Source organism: Bdellovibrio sp. SKB1291214, assembly GCF_002209355.2.
Classification (GTDB): domain Bacteria; phylum Bdellovibrionota; class Bdellovibrionia; order Bdellovibrionales; family Bdellovibrionaceae; genus Bdellovibrio.
Window position 1 is genome coordinate 1,910,426 of the sequence record NZ_CP106855.1, and the last position, 19,937, is coordinate 1,930,362.

Genomic DNA, 19,937 nt, shown 5'->3' on the forward strand with positions numbered 1-19,937 from the left:
GGCTTTTTAGATGGGAATTTCCAGATTCATACTTAAATCATTCTTCCACCAAGCGCCGCTCTCAACATCTAGGATATTTGCGTTAATACTGAAGAACCAACGAGAAGGTGTGCGATAGCGAAGATACAATTCTGTGGTTGTTTCTTTACCAGGAGGATGGTCTTTTTCCTGATGAAACCCATGACTTAGTCGAGTTTCTAAATTCCAGTGGGTTAAGAAATCTTTTTGAGCGATCATCCTTAATCCATATGTCGCAAATTGCTCTGGGCACCAATAGCCTTTTAATCGCTGATGAAACCCCATTGTGTTTCCGCCAACTCCCAATTTTAAAATAAAAGGGACGGAATGAATTTCTCTTAAGATTAATCCATCATAAATTCTTTGAGAATTGGAGTCAGCAAAATGGACTTGTCTGGCGTTTAAGCGAAACTGCCAGTTTGCAAATTCAAAAGTGTCAATCTCCAGGAAAAGACTTTTTAACTCCATGATCTGAGATTGGTCGCCTTGATCCAGCCAACCCATAAAGGAAAAGTCATTGTTATATTCAGCGCGAAGATGGGTGTGAAAGCTAAGAGTGTAATCGACTTTAAATTTCCAGAGGGGGAGGACTCTCTCCGTCAGATACACTTTGTGTTGGAATTCTTCCAATTGTAATTGGCCAGTACCAAGTATCGTTGTTAATAAAATGTTTTGATGAGGTCTTAGGTCGCTGAATCCCATGACTCTCGATCCACGATATTTTAGCCAAGTCGAATCACCCCATAATTTACTATAATCCACGCCCATTATTTGGATTAGTTTATTGGATACGTAGGCGACTCCGACGCGGTCTTCGCGATGCTCGATATGGTTTCCATCGGTAATTTGCAAAGTCGTGAATCGGGCGACGGTCGCCGCAGCTGAATCACTTATTTGTTCTGGTAATAGCTCCGACAGCCTAGCGTTTTCGGTGCTGCTTCGAATTTCCTCGACATTTTGTGCAAAGGAGAAACTACTGAAGCCCAGAATAAATGCGTTTACCGTTAATAGAAAGAAACCCAAAGACTTAATAGAATGGCTCCTAATGTTCTTCAAAAGTCCTATTATCAGAACGCCGTGAAGCTTTTTAACAAGTACACATGTTGGCTTTTGCTGACTTGCAGTTGGAAAGTGGAGGGCCTGAAATGACAAAACCCCTGAACGGGGTTTTGAAAATGGTGATTCCGGTACGACTCGAACGTACGACCCTCTCCTTAGAAGGGAGATGCTCTATCCAGCTGAGCTACGGAACCACTTGCGATCTAATATCGCTGAAGGGGCACAAACTAGCAAATTGATTCCGATTTTCCAAGCCCCTGACCGCACTTTTTACTCTTTGACGCGATAAGTCTATGGGCTCTGGGAGCAAATTTACGTCTTCAAACTTATTTAAACGTTCCTGAGAATTCGAAACAGCGCTTCATCGAGAGTGCGTTCGAGTCGCACCGGGATCACCCATTTTGGGTAGCTTCAACTTGCGAGATAATCTTTTTTAAGTTTAGTAATTGTTGTGACTTCTCAACGTTCCTTGAAGACATCTCAATATTCCTTGAGAAGTTGCGTTTCATTATCGCGCGGATCTGGAAAGTTTCTCTCTGAATAAAACAGTTATGTAGAGCGTTCTCATGTTACCAAATAATTGTTTGGTTGTAACAAATGCTGCGAAAAACTTCGCCGATAAGTTGCATGTTGATTAGGAGAAAACTTTTATGAAAAAGAAGCTGAACGTAATTCTGATGAAAACCGCCCTGACAGCGGCAACCCTCGGGATGCTGTTTATGAACAGCGCTTGTAGTAAGGGCGGAACGAGTGCCTCCAGCACTTTGGATCCGCGCTTTAGTAAAGAAGGTTCTGCGCAATTCGTCGATGACCCGAATAATACAACGTTTGAGGTGGATCCAAACGCGATTTCCTCTCAAGCATCAGCATTATCGATTTCACTCGCGTTATCGATCCTGCCTCCAGCAACGACAAGCACTGATGGCGTTCAATTATATGCTGCAGACTTGAAATCCTATGGCGGTAAAGTGATCACGGGTTACAACGTTCCAGGGGCTGTGGATAAGGGCTGGTTAGACTATGTTGACGTAACAACAATTGCGGCTCCGCTTTTACTGGGCTCGCAGTACTTAACTGATACCGAGGTGAATGGTCTGGCTATGCACAGCAGTGGCAAGTTCGCCCTTGTTGGTGCAAAAGAAAATATTGGTTCAAAATTGATGACCGGAACATTTGGTCTGTTAGGTTTTTCTTTGAATTCAACTCAAACAGATATTCCAAGTTACGCAGGTACTGGGGTTGCGTTCGATGGGACGGCTGCGAACATAGGAACAACATCAGGCAGTGCGGGTGGTTTAGCGTTGTTGAATAGTACGACTTTGGCAAACCCAATTACGGCGACTGCATCAGATGCTCGTAATATCGCCTTTAGTTCGGCAACAGGCAAGTACTATGTGGTGACGGGTCAGCCAGGAGCTGTCACGTCTTACGATACAAGTGGTAACGTGCTCGCGACGAGAGCTCTTGGTGGTGCAACTATTGCTAACTCCAAATCGACAGTTGTCGCGAGTGGATCCGGTGAATTTCTTCTGGTAACAACAGGGGATGGTGGTTTCCACGTTGTATGTGCTGCTGATATGCAAATTGCGGCTTCTCAAGCGGCTTACCAATATGCGAACTATGCGTCTTTGGGACTTCCAGATCCTACGCAAACAGTAACGAATGCAGCGGTCTTCGGTCCTGGTATGATTTTCACGGCTTCGGGTGCTGCAGGTATTCGTGTCTATAGCTTCTTGAAATCTTCCGTTGGAGCGACGACTGCTTGTCAAAAAGTGGCAGTGGCTTACATGGGTTATTTCGGCTTCAGCACTCCTGTGTCAGCGAATAACTTATATTACCAAAACGTCCTTTCCACAGGCTTAACATATACAGGTACTTTGTATGTGGCAGCAGGTTTGGGCGGATTTAAGGCTGTGACGGTAACGGCAACAGCTAATGCCTTAAACGATATTATTGATTTCTAAAACCCATAAACGAACGTTTTGTGAAGAACCGAGGGCCAAGAGGGCGCTCGGTTTTTTTTGTTATGTAATGTGACGTTTTTGCAGACTTGCGCAAAGTGCGACGCCGGCCAAGATCACATACCATAATGACAATATCCAAAGGGCTAAGATCGGAATGGCAGCGAAAGAGCCATAGATTTTATTATAATTAAAAACCCCTGCAGTCAGGTAGGAAAAGCCCTTGTGAACACCAAACATACCCACAGCGGCCAACAGGGAGCTTACAAAGGCGGAACGCCAGTGCACGGGCAAATCTGGTACTAACTTATAAATTAAGAATAAACTTGCAAGCAGAACCGTTGCGTTCATCGCGCCACTCGGCAGTACTTTTCGAACGACTTGGAATTGATCTAAAGTATTAAAGCCCACGTAAATTGCCAGGAATACAGGAATCAACAGAATCAGCACCCATTGATAAATCAAACGCTTGTAAAATGGGCGCGTGTTTTTTTGATTCCAAACTCGGTGAATTCCAACTTCCATATCGTGAAGCAGGCGCAAAGAGGTGATGAACAGAAATACTGCACCCGTTGTACCAACCTTACCTGCATTGATGTTTTTCAAAAAGATGCGCAGATATTTTGTTAAGTCGCTGCCCGCAGCTTCACGAAGATTCATCAACAGAAAAAATTCAACTTTTGGATAAAGGGCTTCAAAGCCACCGATGGATTGAAAAGTCGCTGTTACAACAGCAAGGAATGGCACCATTCCCACAATCGTGGAAAACGAAAGGGAGCTTGCAACCAGTGCCAACTCACCATCCTGCATCTGCTGGACAGTGTCCCTGATCACACCCCAAAAATTTTTAAAATTCGATTTAATTTTTCCAACCATAGCCGTTCCTGATTTCACCATAGCGGCTAATTCGAAAAAAGTGCATTAAAAAAGGGATGCCGGTCGGGCATCCCTTCAGAAATTAGTTTGTTAACCGTCGTAGTTTTATTTGCTAGCGACGCGGCTTTTTGAACCCTTTTTCTTTTTCTCTGCTTTACAAAATGCGACGTCGGCTTTTTTAGCTTTCTTGCCAGCCTTAGCAACCTTTTTGCAGTCCACTTTTGGTTTCTTAGCTGCAGCTTGAGCTTTCTTTTCAGCTTTGCAGTAAGCTACGTCTGTTTTCTTAGCTTTCTTGCCAGCTTTAGCGACTTTTTTGCAATCGACTTTGGGTTTCTTAGCGACTTCTTTTTTACCTTTGGATTTTTTCTCTATCGCAGCCTTCTTGCTCTTTTTAGCAGGGGCATCTGCATAAGAGTTCGTATTATAGATTGGTGGCGCTTCAACGTGTCCGTAAGACTGACGCATTTCTTCGTTAATAACTTTCGGCGGAAGGTTTTCGTTTACACCTGAAATATTATTAGCCGGGCTTTGTGTTTGTGCGGCAAGCTCACTGGCTGCCTCAGCAACAGCGGGGTCCGAGTGATTAGAAAGCTCGGCACCATTACCGGCAGCGGCTTGAGCCGGTTGGCCTTCGGCGGAGGGAGCAGGGGCTACGCGCTCTGCAGAGTCCTCGTCAGGTAGATCTAATGGATCTGGTGGCTTGGGTTGCTCCTGCGTTTGTGGAGTTTCTTCGGAAGAGCCAAACATCGATTTGATCGACGCGCATGAAATCATCAAGGAGCTGAGTGCTGCTAGAACGAGTACATTTCTCATTGTTGTCCCTCTTGTAAATGTCTGAATATCATCAGCATAACAAGCCTATCGGCGGGAGTTTTGATAAACAAAATGGCATTCTCAAAATAGAGCGTTTCCAAATGGGGCGGTGAGCGGCCCCATGGAAAAAGAGAAAAAAAGTTCGTCAATTACAGCCAGAATCTTTTTTGAACCGAGAAATCGTGGCCATTTCTTTCTATTAAAGCAGCATCACAATAAGGATCATGCTCAAAGAAAAGGAACCATTTCCCATCAGCAGCTTCGCCTAAATGTTTGGTTTTTTCTTCCATCAGAACCAGTGGCTGGAGGTCATAACCCATTAACCACGGGATTTTAACGTGAGTACTGGTGGGAACCATATCCGCACAATACATCAACGTATTTTGTCCATCGGTGACTTTAATAATTTGTTGAGATTGAGTGTGGCCGTTCGAGATTACGCAGGAAATCCCGGGGATGAAGTTTTCAGTGGGACCATCCAATAACTTTAAAACACCTGCATCTATCAAGGGTTGAAAATTAGCGGCGTAATAGCTGGCCTTTTCACGCAAGTTCGGATGGGTGGCGACCTCGAGGTTTCCTTTTTGCGCCCAGTAAGTCGCATTGGGAAATGTTGGAACCAGTTTTCCACCTTGCTCCGTCACACCACCGCCGGCATGGTCAAAGTGGAAGTGAGTGATAATGACGTGGTGAATGTCTTCAGCTTTTAAACCGTGAGAGTTCAATGATTTCATCAAAGACGGACCGGCCTGATCCATGCCATACATTTCAGCAAATTTGTTGCCTAACTTATCACCGTATTTAGCGACGAAGTCAGCGCCATTTCCCGTATCAATCAAAACGTTGCAACCAGGGGATTTTAATAATAATCCGCGAGCTTCCATTTGAATGCGATTTTTATCATCTGTGGGATTGGTTTTTTCCCATAAAACTTTAGGAACTGTTCCAAACATCGCGCCACCATCCAGGCCGAACAAACCGGTTGGAACAGAGCAAACATCATAAGGGCCGATTTTTAAACTTCGTTTCTCGACTTCAAACTTGTTCTGAGGGATTGCTAATGTCATCGGCGTTCTCCTTCGTTTCGATTCCAGCTTCCACGGGGAAAGCCTCAGGATGAAAACTCATCACCCAGCTCTTGTAAGCAGCATACACCTCTTCAATAGGCCCCGGTGGATGTACGGGACCAACGTGTAAAACCAAACGGCCCGGCTTTGCAAAGAACTGACCCTTAGGCCAAAGATCCGAGTTTCCTTCTAGGTAAGTGAACAGAATCGGGGTTTGAGTTTTCTCGGAAAAGATAGAAACACCCCGTTTAAACATCTGCACCTTACCTGTTTGCGAGCGAGTGCCCTCAGGAAAAATGATCAACCACATGCGTGGCAGCTCAGTTAGCAGTTTTAAAATCAGATTAACCGCTTCACCCTTACGGTCTTTACGATCAATAGGAATTGCGCCCAAGCAGTGTTGTGAAAAAAACATGAACAGGGGATTTGAAAAGAAATAGTCCTTTGCCGCAGCAATATATACCGTCAACCAGTAAATACGCGGAATCGAGGCTGTCAAAGAAACCGCATCCAAGTGACTGGCGTGATTGCTGATAATGATAAGCTTAGGGTGTTTTTCGTAAACTGTTTTGAAAGGCACACCTGTGACTTTCAAACGGATGTAAAACTTAAAGATGATATTTTTTAAAATCAGTGACCACAAAAAACGCATGCACACACTGAAAAAATCAATGTGGCGAGTGAATAGTGGCAGATGTTTTAAATATCCAGGCAGCTTGGTCCACTGCTCATTTTCGTAATCCCAATCCTTCATAGCAGAACCGTCATCACGTAGTAATAAATGGGAGCGACGAAGATCAAGCGGTCCACACGATGAAGGAAGTCACCACGGCCTATAATGAAAGGACCGACAGTTTTCATGCCCGCATCACGACGTACCACTGTCATCACCAAGTCACCTAAAAAACCGCCTAACGACGCAATCAATCCCGAAGCCAACCAGTATTTATCAGACCCATCCGGAAGCAAGAAGCGCATGCTGCCCGCAAGGAAAAGTGTCAAAAGAATTGAAACGGCGGTACTGCCCACAGTACGACGAGCGTTTATAGATGGAAAAAGTCTCCAGCCACCGATATAACGACCCACCGCCAAGTTTGTGTTATCACAGAACTCAGTCAAGATGATCAAATACATTAATTGGTAAATTCCATTTGGGAATTTCATGATTAACCCCAAGTGCATGAAAGACCATCCCAAAAAAATGAACGCCAGTAATGTCAAAGACATGTACTGAATCATGCGCTTGTAAGAGTTTCGGATCAGTGGAACTAAGCAGGAAACGCCTAATACGATCATAGGCATCACGTTATAGATATCTTCGCGATCAAAATAAATACACGCTGCCAAACCGATGATTCCCGCATAGCAAATTAAAACGAAATTGCTTCGGTGGAACATACCCATGATTTGGAAAAAGATCTTAGCACCCAAGATTGCAAGGCACGTCAAACAGATCAAGGGCCATGGTGTCGGTAGCCCCATGACAATGAACATAATGGGCGCTGCCACCAACCAGCTTTTGATGCTGGCCCATGACTGCACAAAGTAATAGTTCTTGTTACGGAAGAAAAAGACGATGGCACCGGAGCCAAAGATGATTGAAAGAACAATCAAGACTGTTTGGCGATAGATATGGGATTCCCATGCAGCAGGTATATTCAGTGTGATGGGAAGTTGAAAATCCATGATCTATTCCTCTTGGATGTTATAATCGCTGATCTTTTTATAAAGATTCGATCTTGAAATCTGCAAAAGCTGTGAAGCCTCTTCAATATTTTTCGTTTGTTTCATTGCCGTGCGTATCACATGGGCCTCGAACTCATCAACCAAAGTATTTAAGCCCTTTGCAAAATCAATCACTGTATAGGAAGGTGCTTTAGCCGGAGTCGCCGCCGGAGTTAACCACTTGTTCACATCTTCTGCACGAATAAAGGGCAACGGGGACGTTAAGCTCAATTGTTCACAAACACGCTTGAGCTCGCGCACATTTCCGGGCCAGTTGTATGTTTTTAAAGCAGCTAAGCCATCTTCTGTAAACTGTTTGTTACGACGAGGTCTTTCCATGGCTAAGAAATGTTGGGCCAGCTCATCAATGTCTTCCAGACGATTTCGCAAAGGAGGCAATTGAATTTTCTGCGAAGCCAAGCGGTACAAAAGGTCTTCGCGAAACTCCCCAGCTGCGACCATTTTATCCAAGGGTTTATTTGAAGCAACAATGACACGAGCTTTCACCGTGACAGGTTCTTTCGCGCCCACTTTGCGAACTTCACCGCTTTCTAAAAAGCGCAGAAGCTTTGCTTGTTGAGTTAAGGGCAACGCTTCGATTTCATCTAAAAACAAATCGCCACCGTTGGCGGCTTCAGCCAAGCCTATTTTATTTTGATCCGCTCCCGTGAAGGCCCCTTTGACGTGACCAAACATTTCTGATTCAAAAAGGTTGTCAGGGATGCTTGCGATGTTGACGGCGATGAAGGGTCTTTCACCCTCCTGCTCGTGCAAAAGTTTGGCAACCACTTCTTTACCACAACCGGTTTCACCTTCGATTAAAACGGGTTTCGTTTCGCCACGCAGATCTGCCAGGCGTTTTTTAATCGCTTGGGATTCTTTGGATTGTCCCACCCAGCGAATAGAGTTGCGGTCGGCACTTGGATCGACGGTTCGCAAATCCCATAGCGCTTCAATTTTTTCAAGCACCATCGTGATTTCTTCAGGCATCAGTGGTTTTGCTAGAAAACGTTGGGCCCCAGCCTTAAGGCAAGACTCCATGAGCTCGCGACTCAAATCACCTGACATCGCAACGACTTCAAGTTGCGGATTGTGTTTCATAAGTTTTTCGATGATCTGAGGACCGACTGCCGCTTTGTTGGGCTCGAGGTGCATGTCGACGAAGGCAGCATTGTAAAAGCGCTCGAACTGAACAGCCTCCAGCTTTTGTGCAGAAAAAACTTTCCAGTGTGAGGGCAGACTCATCTTCAATGATTGGTGGATGAGGTTGTCGTCATCGACAATGAGTAGGGAAAATGCTCGAGTTTTTGCCATAGAGTATAGGATGGCTCGGCGAAGGTCCTTTGACCACCCTTGATGCCTATGGTCAGTAGTGACGACCGCCACGTTTTGGCTCTAAACTACGTACTTGGAGGCCGCATGAGTGAGCTTAAGATTCTTCTGACTGAAAATATCCACACCGTCGCCAAAGAGAGACTTTCTGATGAAGGTTTCAAAGTGGATTTAATTACTCATGCGCCTACAGAAGAAGAGTTCTTAAAAATTCTTCCAAACTACAATGTTTTGGGCATTCGCTCGAAATCAGAAATCACTCAAAAAATTTTAGAGGCTAATAAGCATCTGCTGACCATCGGCTGTTTTTGTATTGGCACAAACCAAGTCGATTTAAAGAACGCCCGCAAATGGGGCGTTCCGGTTTTCAATGCACCTCACTCCAACACGCGCTCGGTTGCGGAGCTGGTCATTGCAGAAATGATTTCCTTATCTCGTCAACTGGGAGATCGCAATACTCAGGCGCACTTGGGTGGCTGGGTGAAATCAGCGGAAGGCGCGCATGAAGTGCGCGGAAAAACTTTGGGAATCGTGGGTTACGGTCACATCGGCAGTCAGGTGAGTGTCTTGGCCGAGGCAATGGGCCTTCGCGTGATATTTTATGACATCGTTAAAAAACTTCCCCTAGGAAATGCCGTTGGTAAAGCAACCTTGGGTGAATTGCTGGCAGAGTCTGACTTTGTCACCTTGCATGTTCCTGAAACTCCTGAGACCAAGGACATGATCACGAAAGTGGAGCTTGCGTGGATGAAAAAAGGTGCGCACTTGATCAACGCCAGCCGCGGAACTGTGGTGGTCATCGAAGATCTCGTGGCAGCATTGAAAGAAAAGCATATCGCAGGTTGCGCCATTGACGTGTTTCCTGAAGAACCCGCGTCCAACAAGGTTAAATTTACCTCTCCATTGCAGGGGCTACCGAACGTCATCCTAACTCCCCATATCGGGGGCAGTACGGAAGAGGCCCAATATGCGATCGGCCTGGAGGTTGCGGAAAGTTTCCGACGGTATTTGCGCATTGGTTCCTCGTCGGGTGCCGTGAACTTCCCAAATGTTGATTTGCCCGTTAAGCAGGGGACATCTCGGTTGTTGAACGTCCATCGTAATGAGCCCGGAGTATTGGGAGAGATCAATGGTATCATTTCGAAAGCCGGTGCGAATATCGAAGGTCAGTACCTTTCAACAGACCCAGAAATCGGTTACCTGGTCATGGATGTGCATTCGGCTCAGGTTCAGGCTTTGGCGGATCAGATCGGCAAGTTGGATCGTTCGATCCGCACGCGTGTTGTTTATTAACGCGTTGTCGTTACATCTGTAACATTTTTGCAAGCTGGGTTGTTCCCAACAGCAGCCCGTGGTACATCCGGAACCTCGAAAAATTAAGTGGGGGTTCCCGTGAAATCATTGTTGATCGCATTGTCTATTTTTACAGCAGTACCGGCGTTGGCTTTTCAAGTGGAGCCTTATGGAGGCAATGATGAACCAATGGGTGATTCTTGGTGTGTAAGAAACCAAGTGATGATGGCAATTGATGGTGAAATTGTTCCCGGTGAAGACTGCGGCACTTTGACTTGTGTCCCTTCAAGACGCTGGGAAGGCTACCGTTACCGTAATTCAGCCGTTTGCATGGCTATCAATGCAGCGGGTGCGCAAGGCACAAACAACTAAAAGAGAATCGAGAAAGGCTCCGTATCCCGGGGCCTTTTTAGTTTTTGTCATTATGAAACCATAGAGCAGAAACTCAGAGCTGAGTTTACTTCTATTCTGGTAAAAATTCTGTAAAATTTCCTGCCTCAAACCGAGAACCCGGATTCAGTGGACCTCATGAAAAGCCGATAAATATCTCATACTTTTTGGGGTCGTATCGGTGAATTTATCTGTCTGGTTCCGTTCAACTATCGCTATATTGGCGGGCGTCCTTACAGCCTGTACCATGGATGTGAGCTTAGTATCCTTAGGGTCGTCTGATGCTCTCGGCCCGGAGGCTATCGCCATTGACGGAACCTTGACCGTTTCGGGTCTTAAAGTAACTGATAATTCCACTCCCAATCTGACGCTTTCCTCTTCATCCATCACGCCGACACAGATGAAAATCACTAACAATGCGAACTGCAGTGGCGGCACCTGGGTTGCCTATGCCTCGACGGTCACTGGCTATGCTTTGACGGCTTCGGATGGAACCAAGGACGTGTCCGCCCAGTTTAAAGATGCATCAGGTGCAATCACTTCCTGTGTTAGTACGACAGTGTTGTTGGATACTTCGGCGCCGACAAGTCCCTCACTGACGGTGGTGGCAGATTATACAGACGGCAGCTCTGTCAATTTCGTGAAGAGCTCATCTCCCACTTTTAATTTAAGCGCCGTGGATGCGACTTTATATGAGATGCAGATTTCAAACTCCGCAACCTGTGCTTCAGGTTCTTATGAACCTTTCGCGGCTGCTAAAGTTTGGGCTTTGACGGCGAGTGATGGTTTAAAAGACGTCTCTGTAAAATATCAGGATCGTTTCTCCCACGAATCTACTTGCGTAAATATCAGTGTGGTATTGGACTCCACGGCCAGCGCCACGCCCGTGATTGCGCAGGCAGAGGGTGCAGAGGGAGCGGGTTCCAATTCTTTCTCTCCCAAAGTTTTCGTAAAAAATATCAGTGCGAATGAAGTAGCTGATGCGACCCACAGTGGATTTTTAGATTATCAGGCCCGGATAGTGCGGGTCAGTGATTCGGCCGAAATTCAAGCGTGGCAGTCTGTGGGTGCGGGACCTTTACTGCAATTAACCGGTCTGACATTGGTGGATGGGACCCCTTACCGCATGGAGGTTCGCTCGCGTGATAAAGCGGGCAATACATCCTCCTCTGCATCAGTCACGTGGACCAGCTCCCTAGTTCCTTTCTATGTCAAGTCGTTGGAAAACGCGACGCCATCCACAGAGTTTACCAGTGACTCGTTCACCTTGGCAGGTGGCACAGGTGCCGTGACGGTGGCTGTCACGAATGGAGCAAAAGTGTGTATTTCCCCATGTGCAAATTGGGCAGCAGCGGGTGCCTCGGTATCCGCTACAGTGGGGGATACGTTGTCATTAAAAGCTTTTTCCCCGGCTTCGGGAACTTTGACTTCGACGATCACAGCGGGGGCTTACACGACGACTTGGAAGATTTCGACGAGCCTTTTGTGTCCCTCGAATTACGTCTTAGTTCCCGGTGAAAATGGAACTTTGCAAGGCGAATTCTGTTTGGCAAAATTTGAGATGAAGATTTATGGAAATTCTGACGGGTATCAAACTTATAGCGCAGCCTATGTGGCGGAATCCCGTGCAGACGGCACCCCGTGGCGTTTGTTGAATGTGGATCAAATGATTTCCGAGTGTCAGGCCTTGGGTTCTGGTTATGACCTGATCAACAACACGCAGTGGAATACAGTCGCTCGTAACATTTCATCTTTGGGTTCAAATTGGAGCAGCGGTACCGTTGGCACAGGACAAGTCAATCAGGGGAACCGCTCCAGCACGAATCAATTGGAAGCATCCACAGATGACTCCGAGGCTTGTGTAAACCTACCGGGCTTTACATATCCGGCGGCGGCAAGTTCTTGCTCCGATTCAGTCTGGCATAATTTCCGTCGTACTCACCAGCTAAGTAACGGTTCCGTGCTTTGGGATTTCTCGGGGGGCTCGTGGGAAGGCGTGAAGGACACCTATGCGGATAGTTATACCGGCACGAATGATTTCTTGTCGGCGATGATCGACGGAAGTTTTTTTAAAATGCTTTTAGGAGCTCAAGGAAAAACTTGTGCAGATCCTTCTAACACAACGGAACGTTGTGGCTTCGGTTATGCATACCTAAGCAATGCTCGTCCCGCCAGTGCGATTTTCAGAGGTGGCAGTGCTAGTAACGGTCGCGAGGCCGGCATCTTTGCCATCGACTTTGACTACAGTCGCACCTTTAGTGATGGGGCCCATGGCTTCCGTTGTGTGGCGCCACTTACAAACTAGCATGTCTTTTTACAGACTGATTCCCTTCGGTCCCACGTTTAGAATGTGCATATGATGGCAAAATTAATTCCTTTTATCGTGCTGGCCATGCTTTGGGGCATGTTCAAGTATGCCTTTGCGGCAACAGAAAAATGCACCCGTCGCTTTGAAGTGGGCTTGGCAAATTACGTTCCGACGTATTATCGCGAAGATGGTCAGGTGAAAGGAATCGGGCATGAGTTCGCCCAGGAGTTAGCTCGCCGCACCGGTTGTACTTTTATAGAAACGGTGTATGCGAGGCCTTCTGCGATTTCTCAAATGAAGTTGGGACGGTTAGATCTTTTTTTCTTTACGGCTTCGCTTTTTGAGTTTGAGGGGTCCGCAAATTTCGTTCCGATATTAGAAGCCAAAAGAGCATTGAAGGTTCTATCTTCGATTGAAAGTAAGCATCCCAACATTGATGATTTTATCAAAGATAAATCGATAAAATTCGGAGTGATGATTGGCTCGCAATCCAGTTTTACCAAAGAAGAATATGACCTGCTTATTTCAGAGGAAAGGACCATTGGCGTTCCCGATCCTGATGGACTTTTTCGAATGCTTAAAGCGAAACGAGTTCAAGCGGTGATGTTTCCCAGCATGAGTACGAAATACTATGTCCAAGTGAATGGTTTAGAAAAACTGACGAAATCGATCGATGATCCGGATAAAAAATCTGTGGTGGGTTATGTCTACTCAAATCGACGCATGTCTAAAAGCGATGTATCGAAAATAGAAGAAGCTGTGAAAGACATGAAAGCCGATGGCACTCTTAATAAGCTCCTAACTATTCCTAATCATCCTCGAACCGGGGATGCAAAATCGAAATAAAATCATTCTGTGGACAATATTCCGATCCCGTTTTTCCATTCTCGACGTCACTGTTTTAGAATGACTTCACTGAGGTCAACAATGCTCCGTGGTAAATAACTGAATTTTAATGTCGAGAATCAGAGAGTTACCAATAAAACTTTGATAAGGTCTCCACCGTGGGACCACTCAAAGCATTCTTATCTTTGTTTTTATTAATCGCGAGCCTTGGAGCTGAGGCTAAAAGCCTTTCTGTACATGTATTCTATTGGAGCAACCGAATCGAAGCCCAAGTTGCTATGAGACGCGGGTTTGAAGAAGAAATTAAAAAATACAACGAGTCAGCCAAGCAGATTATTCAACTGATTCCCCATGTGGCGGGGGAAGGACATCTGGGAGTCATGAATCAGATTCATCAGATGGAAAATGCAATTGATCTGAATCCCGATGCGCTGATCGTTCAGCCTGCAGATATTTCCACCGTCAGTCGCGCGACTCAAGATGCAGCTTTAAAAAAAATCCCTGTTTTCACCTTTGACCAGTTCGTGCTTAACGGAAAAGTGGCATCTTACGTCGCCAGTGATAATTATCAAGCCGGGTGGAACAACGGAATTTATGTGGAAAGTCTTTTCCCCAAAAATCACGAAATCAAAATCGTGATTTTTGAATACACCCGTGTTTCGGCGGTGATTAACCGCATTGATGGATTTTTTGATGCTCTTCGCAGTCGCAAAAGAAAATTCGTTGTTTTAAAGCGGTACGAAGCGATTGATCCCTTGGCTGCTGGTGATGCTGTGAACAGCATGATGAAAGAGTTTCCTAAAAAACGCAGCATTGATTTAATTTTTAGTGTGAATGACGGTGGTGGAAATACTGTCGTTGAGAAGCTATGGAACAAAGGTCGTCGTGAAGTCATTCATGCTTCTATTGATGGTGACCCCGTGGCTGTTACGAATATCAAAGAGCGTCGTCTGACGGTGATCGATTCGGCCCAATACTGCGCCGAAATGGGCCGTGAAATTGCGCGACAGTTGATTGCCCATTTCTCTGGAACTCCGGTGACACCTAAAGTTTTGATTCCTACATTCCCCGTGACTAGGGAAACGGTTTCGGAATTTAAGGGGTGGTTGGCGCTGCCAGCACCTCCGCCAAAAAGTTTTCCAGATCCCCGAGCCTCAGGATCTCAACAAATTCAAGGCGATTACGGTGGTGCCACAGTTCGCATCGGAATGGCAGCTCATTGCCCTTACCTGTGTGATCGTGGAGCGGATGTGTGGAGTGGCTACGTTTTTGATATTTTGAAAGACATGGCCCAGAAAAATAATTTCAAACTGAAGATCGTTAATACTAAAAATGACGAGCTTGCCAAAGCCTTAAAGGCCAAAAAGATCGATTTTGCGGTGATGCCCAGCTATTTGGTTCGCTACCAGCCCGGCTATCAAATCGCACGTTCCAAATTGGGCGTAAGTTACACAGGGGCCCTTTTCACTCCAGGTATTAAGATGCGAGTGGTGGATAAAAACTCTTTGGAGAATCTGCGCGTGGCATTTGCAAATCTGGGACAGGAAAATGATTTTAGCTTAGACCCAGAAGAGTTCAAAAAATCCATCAAACTTGAAGGCGTAGATGTCGCGGAAAAAGTAATTAAAGTCATCGGAGAGCGTCGCGTGGACGTGGCGCTAGGTGATTACAACGTCATTCGTTATACTCAACAGCGCAGACAGTTGCTGAGCTTGGAGTTGCAAGCGACGTCTCTGACTGGATTTAATACGTTAAGTTTGGTAGCCGCCGAAAGCCCGCCGGCGTTTGCGGATCATCCGCTTCGTTTGCAGGTGTGGTTGGCTCAAGCAAGAAAATCAGATCAGCTTCAGAAAATACTGACGAAATATAATCTTAAAGACTGGTCTGACTTTGAGTACTAGATCAGTGCAGCTTAAATGACTTTTCCAGGATTCATGATGTTATCGGGATCGAATACTTTTTTGATCCCCTTCATCAGTTCAATTTCAGCGCTAGAGCGTGTGTAGTTTAGGAAAGACTTCTTGGTCAAACCGACCCCGTGCTCGGCACTGATGGAACCCTGATACTTTTTAACCGCATCAAAAACCATCACATCGACTTTGCGACATTCTTGAACGAATTCTTCTTTGCTCATTCCTTGCGGACGCAAGATATTTATGTGCAAGTTCCCATCGCCGATATGACCGAACCACACAACTTCCCAATCAGGGTAAGCACTGGCTAAAACTTTTTCTAGGTCTGCCATGAACGGTGGAACTTTAGAGATCGCCACGGAGATGTCATTTTTGTACGGAGAATATTTTGCCAATGATTCAGAGATGTCTTCGCGATATCTCCAAAACGTCGTCGCCTGTGTATCTGATTGAGAGATCACGCCATCAATAACCCAGCCGTCTTCAGCACAATGGCCGAAAACTTCTAAAGCTTTTTCCTCGTCGTTTTCAGATCGGATTTCCACTTCCGCCAAAACATAAAATGAGGCGGAGGTTTCAAGGGGTGCCGGCAATCCCGTGTTTTCTAGAACTTTAGCCAAAGCTTTGTCCGAGAACATTTCAAACGCCACCAAAGACGTTTGAGTTTTAAATTTGCCAAATATTTTCATCACGGCTTCAAGGCCGCTGACTGCCATCACCAAAACTTTCATGGGTGGCGGCGCCGGCGCCAAACGAATCGTCGCCTCGGTGATAAAACCCAATGTTCCTTCAGCACCGATGAACAAATGACGAAGGTCATAACCAGTCGCATTTTTTACCAGGCCATTATTCAGTTCTAAAATTTCGCCAGTTCCAGTCACAACTTTCAGACCAGCCACCCAGTCACGTGTCAGACCATAGCGAACCACTTTAATACCGCCTGCGTTGGTCGAAATATTTCCACCCATTTGTGATGAACCCGTCGCCGCGAAATCCACTGGATAAAATAAATTATTGGAGTGAGCAAACTCTTGCAGAGTTTCCGTGACAACCCCTGCTTGAATCACCACTGTTTGATCAACAGCACTAAAATCTTTGATCTTGTTCATTTGATCAAAAGAAACAACAACTTCACCTTGGGTTGCGACCGCTGCGCCCGATAAGCCTGTGCGACCCCCTGATGGTACCAATGCGATTTTATTTTTGCGTGCCCATTTAACAAGGGCAGCAACTTCTTCAGTTGTGTGAGGAAAAACGATGGCGGATGCCTTGATATCGAAATAGGTCGTCCAATCCTTGCCCCAGTATTTTAAACTTTCCTCGTCGGTTTTGATTTGGTCTTTTTTTAGAAAGCTATCAAGTTCGAGGAGGGCTGCTGATGACATGCTGTAATCCTATTCCTGGTCGTGAACGGGTCGGTAAAAATCTTTCAGAGTTCTTATTCTAAAGAATGCGTAGATAGGACACAAGCCCCAAGCCGCAGTGAACAAACCGTAAATACCGATGTAAGTCCAGAACGGACCACCGGCGATAGCGTAGGCCGTCAAGCCTACGCCCATCAAAAACCTTAAGATGCGGTCCCAAAGGGCAACATTGCATCTCATGGTTTGCTTACTTTACTAGCTCTTGCAATTCACCAGATTGGTACATTTCCATCATGATGTCAGAACCGCCAACAAGTTGGTGATTTACATACAATTGAGGAATTGTCGGCCAGTTGCCGTATTCTTTAATGCCCGCACGAATTTCTTCGTCCTCAAGAACGTTTACATCGTGAAATTGAACACCAAGATCTTGAAGGATCGCGCAAGCACGTGCAGAGAAACCGCACATTGGAAATTGTTGAGTGCCTTTCATGAAAAGCACTACTTTGTTACCTTTAACGATACCGTCGATTTTTTGTAGAGTTGGAGACATAAAATTTCCTCTTTGAATAATTATCTTAAACGATTTTTGTTTTGATGGAGAGTGCGTGCACTTCACCAGTTTTCAATTCTGGTCCAAAGCAAGCCATCACTTGTTGGTGTTGTTGAATACGTGTGAGGCCCGCGAATTTCGAGCTTTCCACGTAAACTTCCCAGTGATCTTGAGTGCCAGTTAAATCGAACACTTCAATCTTACACTGAGGGTAATTTTCTTCGAGACGTTTTTGCATTTGTTCTTGAGTCATAGGGAGGGAACGTACCAGAGGCCCACTCCCAAGTCCAGTGGGCGCTTGCAGGATTGGCTATCTCTTCGTTGCTCGTTGTCGGCGTACGGGGAGTACGCCTTCCGCCTCGCGCCTTGATATAGCCAATCCTGCTGCTCGCAAGTGGGTTGGGGATTTGGAACTCGGGGTGATTGGCGTGGCGGTGGGTCTTGTTTGACTTGATGCGGCGGTGTAGGATGCTGGGCTATGTTTGGACATTCTCAGCGGCTTGTTAAGATTTTGGGTCTCATTCTAGTTACGATGGTTTTTTATACCTTGGCTCGGGTGGAGTTTTTGCTTTGGAATTGGAATTTATTTCATTCTAAATCGGTCTCGGATTTGCTCTGGTCATTTTTTGTGGGGATGCGTTTTGACCTTTCGGCGGCTTTTTGTGGAGCAGCTCCTGCCTTGTTGTTGGCACTTATTCCGTGGCCGAAATCTTGGAATCCGCTTTGGGAAAAGGTTACTTGGGGCCTCTATTGTTTAATCAATGTGCCTTTTTTAATTCTGAATTTGGTTGATACAGAATTCATCAATTTTGTCGGTCGCCGTTTTACTTACGATACGATTTTTATTTTGAATGAAGCGCAAGGCAAGATGCTGAACTTTATTGGCAGCTATTGGTTGCTGTTTTTGATCAATACTTTGATCGTTACGACCTTTATGATTTTGGCCTGGAAGATTTTGCGTCGCCCCGGGAATATTCATTGGGTCAGCAGCGGAAAAGCGTGGGTGGCCCATAGTTTGGTTTGCTTCTTGGTATTGGCATTCGCAGTGCTCGGTATTCGCGGCGGTTTTCAACGTAAGCCCATTAATTTTGTGAACGCGAATGTGTTCACGGCGCCTTTGTTGAACAACTTGGTCTTGAATTCGACATTCACATTTATCAAAAGCTATGGCCGTAACGAGATCAAACACGAAAAGTATTTCGCGAACAAAGAGGATATGTTGCGTCTGTTGAACGGTTCTTTGAGGGAATCCGTTTTAAAAGATCGTCCTGCGAAACCACAAAACATCGTGATTGTGATGTTGGAAAGTTTTGGATCTGAGTATTTGGGACCTGTGGATGGAGTTTCTCGCACTCCTTTCTTGGATTCATTGATGAAAAAATCCCTGACGTTTGAGCACGCCTACGCTAATGGTCGTCGTTCGATCGAAGGTGTTGCCGCGATCATGGCCGGTATTCCTGCTTTGATGAGTGAGCCTTTTATTTCTTCGCACTTTACTGCTAATTATTTTTTGGGTTTAGGAACTTTACTGGCCGAAAAAAAATATTCCACAAGTTTCTTTCATGGGGGACACAACGGGACGATGTATTTTGATTCCTTCATGCAAAGTGCAGGAGTTGAAAAGTATTTCGGGGCCACTCAATACGCCAACTCCGCGGATGATGACGGTGTGTGGGGAATTTGGGATGAACCGTTCTTACAATGGATGCTGACTCAAGTGAATAAACTTCCTCAGCCATTCATGACCTCGGTCTTTACCTTGAGTTCTCACCAGCCCTTTAAAGTTCCGGCTAAGTATCAGGATCAATTCAAAGAGGGATCCATTCCTATTTTGAAAACGATTTCATACACGGATATGGCACTCGAGAAATTCTTTGCTGAAGCAGCCAAGCAACCTTGGTACAATGACACTTTGTTCATCGTAACAGCGGATCATACGTCATTGCATTATCGCCCTGAATTTACGAATGAGGTGGGGGATTACAAGGTTCCTTTGTTCTTCTTTCATCCGACGTTTAAGTTTCCAAAAGTGGACGAGCAGATGGTGGTTCAGCAAATCGATATTCTGCCAACGATTTTGGATTTCCTAAATATCCGTCAAAAGGAAGAAAACTATCTAGGCAGTTCGATCTTTATGAAGGGCGACAAAGTCGCTGTCACCTTCAACGATGGTATCTATCAGTTGATGGCCAAGGACTACCGCATCCGCTGGGCTTTGGGGCAAAGTGAGCCACAGATGTTCGCAATCGATGATCGTGATGGAAAAAAACCGTTGTCAGAGCCTGCGGCCCGGAAAGAAGAATTGATTCTAAAACTAAAAGCTAACATCCAGTACTTCAACGAAGGCATGTGGGACAATAAGCTGTATTACCCATCGTTATAAAAAGGTACCAGGTAGGAAAAAAAGGTGCCGTGGCAC

At 45.7% G+C, this 19,937-nt stretch carries 18 protein-coding genes and 1 tRNA gene; 7 read left to right on the plus strand and 12 right to left on the minus strand.

Annotation, left to right across the window (positions count from 1 at the left end; all coding sequences use genetic code 11):
- Positions 1 to 6: 6 nt before the first annotated feature.
- Complete coding sequence (locus B9G69_RS09515; RefSeq protein ID WP_141096916.1) at positions 7 to 1,041, minus strand: hypothetical protein; 1,035 nt, start codon at positions 1,039 to 1,041, stop codon at positions 7 to 9.
- Positions 1,042 to 1,194: 153 nt separating this feature from the next.
- Positions 1,195 to 1,271, minus strand: a tRNA-Arg gene (locus tag B9G69_RS09520).
- Positions 1,272 to 1,727: 456 nt separating this feature from the next.
- Between B9G69_RS09520 and B9G69_RS09525 the strand changes: the two genes are divergently transcribed.
- Entirely contained in the window at positions 1,728 to 3,041 is a 1,314-nt protein-coding gene (locus tag B9G69_RS09525) for a hypothetical protein (protein WP_088615267.1), read from the plus strand.
- 60 nt (positions 3,042 to 3,101) lie between these two features.
- Here B9G69_RS09525 and B9G69_RS09530 read toward each other — a convergent pair whose 3' ends face one another.
- The 6 genes from B9G69_RS09530 to B9G69_RS09555 all read right to left on the minus strand — a co-directional run bounded on the left by B9G69_RS09530 (position 3,102) and on the right by B9G69_RS09555 (position 8,833).
- Positions 3,102 to 3,935 carry a YihY/virulence factor BrkB family protein gene (locus B9G69_RS09530; protein WP_254916849.1) on the minus strand — a complete coding sequence of 278 codons (834 nt, stop codon included), beginning with the start codon at positions 3,933 to 3,935 and terminating at the stop codon, positions 3,102 to 3,104.
- Between the two features lie 84 nt (positions 3,936 to 4,019).
- On the minus strand, positions 4,020 to 4,727 hold the full coding sequence (locus B9G69_RS09535) for a hypothetical protein (RefSeq protein ID WP_088615268.1): 708 nt from the start codon (positions 4,725 to 4,727) through the stop codon (positions 4,020 to 4,022).
- A 149-nt stretch (positions 4,728 to 4,876) separates the two neighbouring features.
- Complete coding sequence (locus B9G69_RS09540; protein ID WP_088615269.1) at positions 4,877 to 5,794, minus strand: MBL fold metallo-hydrolase; 918 nt, start codon at positions 5,792 to 5,794, stop codon at positions 4,877 to 4,879.
- Positions 5,763 to 6,548, minus strand: coding sequence for a lysophospholipid acyltransferase family protein (locus B9G69_RS09545; protein ID WP_088615270.1), 786 nt, complete (start codon positions 6,546 to 6,548; stop codon positions 5,763 to 5,765). Before B9G69_RS09545 ends, B9G69_RS09540 begins: the two co-directional genes overlap by 32 nt.
- On the minus strand, positions 6,545 to 7,480 hold the full coding sequence (locus B9G69_RS09550) for a phosphatidate cytidylyltransferase (RefSeq protein WP_088615271.1): 936 nt from the start codon (positions 7,478 to 7,480) through the stop codon (positions 6,545 to 6,547). Before B9G69_RS09550 ends, B9G69_RS09545 begins: the two co-directional genes overlap by 4 nt.
- A 3-nt stretch (positions 7,481 to 7,483) precedes the next feature.
- Complete coding sequence (locus B9G69_RS09555) at positions 7,484 to 8,833, minus strand: sigma-54-dependent transcriptional regulator (protein WP_265437708.1); 1,350 nt, start codon at positions 8,831 to 8,833, stop codon at positions 7,484 to 7,486.
- Between the two features lie 105 nt (positions 8,834 to 8,938).
- Here B9G69_RS09555 and serA point away from each other — a divergent pair, with 105 nt between their 5' ends.
- The 5 genes from serA (at position 8,939) to B9G69_RS09580 (ending at position 15,589) form a co-directional block, all read left to right on the plus strand.
- Positions 8,939 to 10,144, plus strand: a complete 1,206-nt coding sequence (gene serA, locus B9G69_RS09560) for a phosphoglycerate dehydrogenase (protein WP_088615232.1) — start codon at positions 8,939 to 8,941, stop codon at positions 10,142 to 10,144.
- A gap of 99 nt (positions 10,145 to 10,243) precedes the next feature.
- On the plus strand, positions 10,244 to 10,516 hold the full coding sequence (locus B9G69_RS09565) for a hypothetical protein (RefSeq protein WP_088615231.1): 273 nt from the start codon (positions 10,244 to 10,246) through the stop codon (positions 10,514 to 10,516).
- A 199-nt stretch (positions 10,517 to 10,715) separates the two neighbouring features.
- The gene (locus B9G69_RS09570; protein WP_265437709.1) at positions 10,716 to 12,839 is read left to right on the plus strand and encodes a hypothetical protein; all 2,124 of its coding nucleotides are present in this window, start codon (positions 10,716 to 10,718) and stop codon (positions 12,837 to 12,839) included.
- A 51-nt stretch (positions 12,840 to 12,890) separates the two neighbouring features.
- A complete protein-coding gene (locus B9G69_RS09575; protein WP_088615229.1) occupies positions 12,891 to 13,688 on the plus strand; it encodes a substrate-binding periplasmic protein in 798 nt (265 codons plus the stop codon).
- Positions 13,689 to 13,846: 158 nt separating this feature from the next.
- Positions 13,847 to 15,589 (plus strand): substrate-binding domain-containing protein, encoded by a 1,743-nt coding sequence (locus tag B9G69_RS09580; protein ID WP_141096911.1) that lies wholly within the window; start codon positions 13,847 to 13,849, stop codon positions 15,587 to 15,589.
- An 11-nt stretch (positions 15,590 to 15,600) separates the two neighbouring features.
- On the opposite strand, the gene B9G69_RS09585 is transcribed toward B9G69_RS09580, so the two are convergent.
- Genes B9G69_RS09585 through B9G69_RS09600 form a run of 4 tightly spaced genes read right to left on the minus strand, consistent with a single transcriptional unit; the run spans position 15,601 to position 17,771 of the window.
- The gene (locus tag B9G69_RS09585) at positions 15,601 to 16,986 is read right to left on the minus strand and encodes an FAD-binding oxidoreductase (protein ID WP_088615227.1); all 1,386 of its coding nucleotides are present in this window, start codon (positions 16,984 to 16,986) and stop codon (positions 15,601 to 15,603) included.
- Between the two features lie 9 nt (positions 16,987 to 16,995).
- On the minus strand, positions 16,996 to 17,205 hold the full coding sequence (locus B9G69_RS09590) for a DUF2892 domain-containing protein (protein ID WP_088615226.1): 210 nt from the start codon (positions 17,203 to 17,205) through the stop codon (positions 16,996 to 16,998).
- 7 nt (positions 17,206 to 17,212) lie between these two features.
- A complete protein-coding gene (gene grxD / locus B9G69_RS09595) occupies positions 17,213 to 17,518 on the minus strand; it encodes a Grx4 family monothiol glutaredoxin (protein WP_088615225.1) in 306 nt (101 codons plus the stop codon).
- Between the two features lie 25 nt (positions 17,519 to 17,543).
- On the minus strand, positions 17,544 to 17,771 hold the full coding sequence (locus tag B9G69_RS09600; RefSeq protein WP_088615224.1) for a BolA/IbaG family iron-sulfur metabolism protein: 228 nt from the start codon (positions 17,769 to 17,771) through the stop codon (positions 17,544 to 17,546).
- A 225-nt stretch (positions 17,772 to 17,996) separates the two neighbouring features.
- On the opposite strand from B9G69_RS09600, the gene B9G69_RS09605 reads away from it, so the two are divergent.
- On the plus strand, positions 17,997 to 19,901 hold the full coding sequence (locus tag B9G69_RS09605; protein WP_088615223.1) for an LTA synthase family protein: 1,905 nt from the start codon (positions 17,997 to 17,999) through the stop codon (positions 19,899 to 19,901).
- Positions 19,902 to 19,937 lie beyond the last annotated feature (36 nt).

Bases quoted from the DNA above. Each gene is read 5' to 3' on its own strand.
- B9G69_RS09525 (WP_088615267.1), top strand. From the start codon at position 1,728: ATGAAAAAGAAGCTGAACGTAATTCTGATGAAAACCGCCCTGACAGCG.
- B9G69_RS09530 (WP_254916849.1), bottom strand. From the start codon at position 3,935: ATGGTGAAATCAGGAACGGCTATGGTTGGAAAAATTAAATCGAATTTT.
- B9G69_RS09535 (WP_088615268.1), bottom strand. From the start codon at position 4,727: ATGAGAAATGTACTCGTTCTAGCAGCACTCAGCTCCTTGATGATTTCA.
- B9G69_RS09540 (WP_088615269.1), bottom strand. From the start codon at position 5,794: ATGACATTAGCAATCCCTCAGAACAAGTTTGAAGTCGAGAAACGAAGT.
- B9G69_RS09545 (WP_088615270.1), bottom strand. From the start codon at position 6,548: ATGAAGGATTGGGATTACGAAAATGAGCAGTGGACCAAGCTGCCTGGA.
- B9G69_RS09550 (WP_088615271.1), bottom strand. From the start codon at position 7,480: ATGGATTTTCAACTTCCCATCACACTGAATATACCTGCTGCATGGGAA.
- B9G69_RS09555 (WP_265437708.1), bottom strand. From the start codon at position 8,833: ATGGCAAAAACTCGAGCATTTTCCCTACTCATTGTCGATGACGACAAC.
- serA (WP_088615232.1), top strand. From the start codon at position 8,939: ATGAGTGAGCTTAAGATTCTTCTGACTGAAAATATCCACACCGTCGCC.
- B9G69_RS09575 (WP_088615229.1), top strand. From the start codon at position 12,891: ATGATGGCAAAATTAATTCCTTTTATCGTGCTGGCCATGCTTTGGGGC.
- B9G69_RS09585 (WP_088615227.1), bottom strand. From the start codon at position 16,986: ATGTCATCAGCAGCCCTCCTCGAACTTGATAGCTTTCTAAAAAAAGAC.
- B9G69_RS09590 (WP_088615226.1), bottom strand. From the start codon at position 17,205: ATGAGATGCAATGTTGCCCTTTGGGACCGCATCTTAAGGTTTTTGATG.
- grxD (WP_088615225.1), bottom strand. From the start codon at position 17,518: ATGTCTCCAACTCTACAAAAAATCGACGGTATCGTTAAAGGTAACAAA.
- B9G69_RS09600 (WP_088615224.1), bottom strand. From the start codon at position 17,771: ATGACTCAAGAACAAATGCAAAAACGTCTCGAAGAAAATTACCCTCAG.
- B9G69_RS09605 (WP_088615223.1), top strand. From the start codon at position 17,997: ATGTTTGGACATTCTCAGCGGCTTGTTAAGATTTTGGGTCTCATTCTA.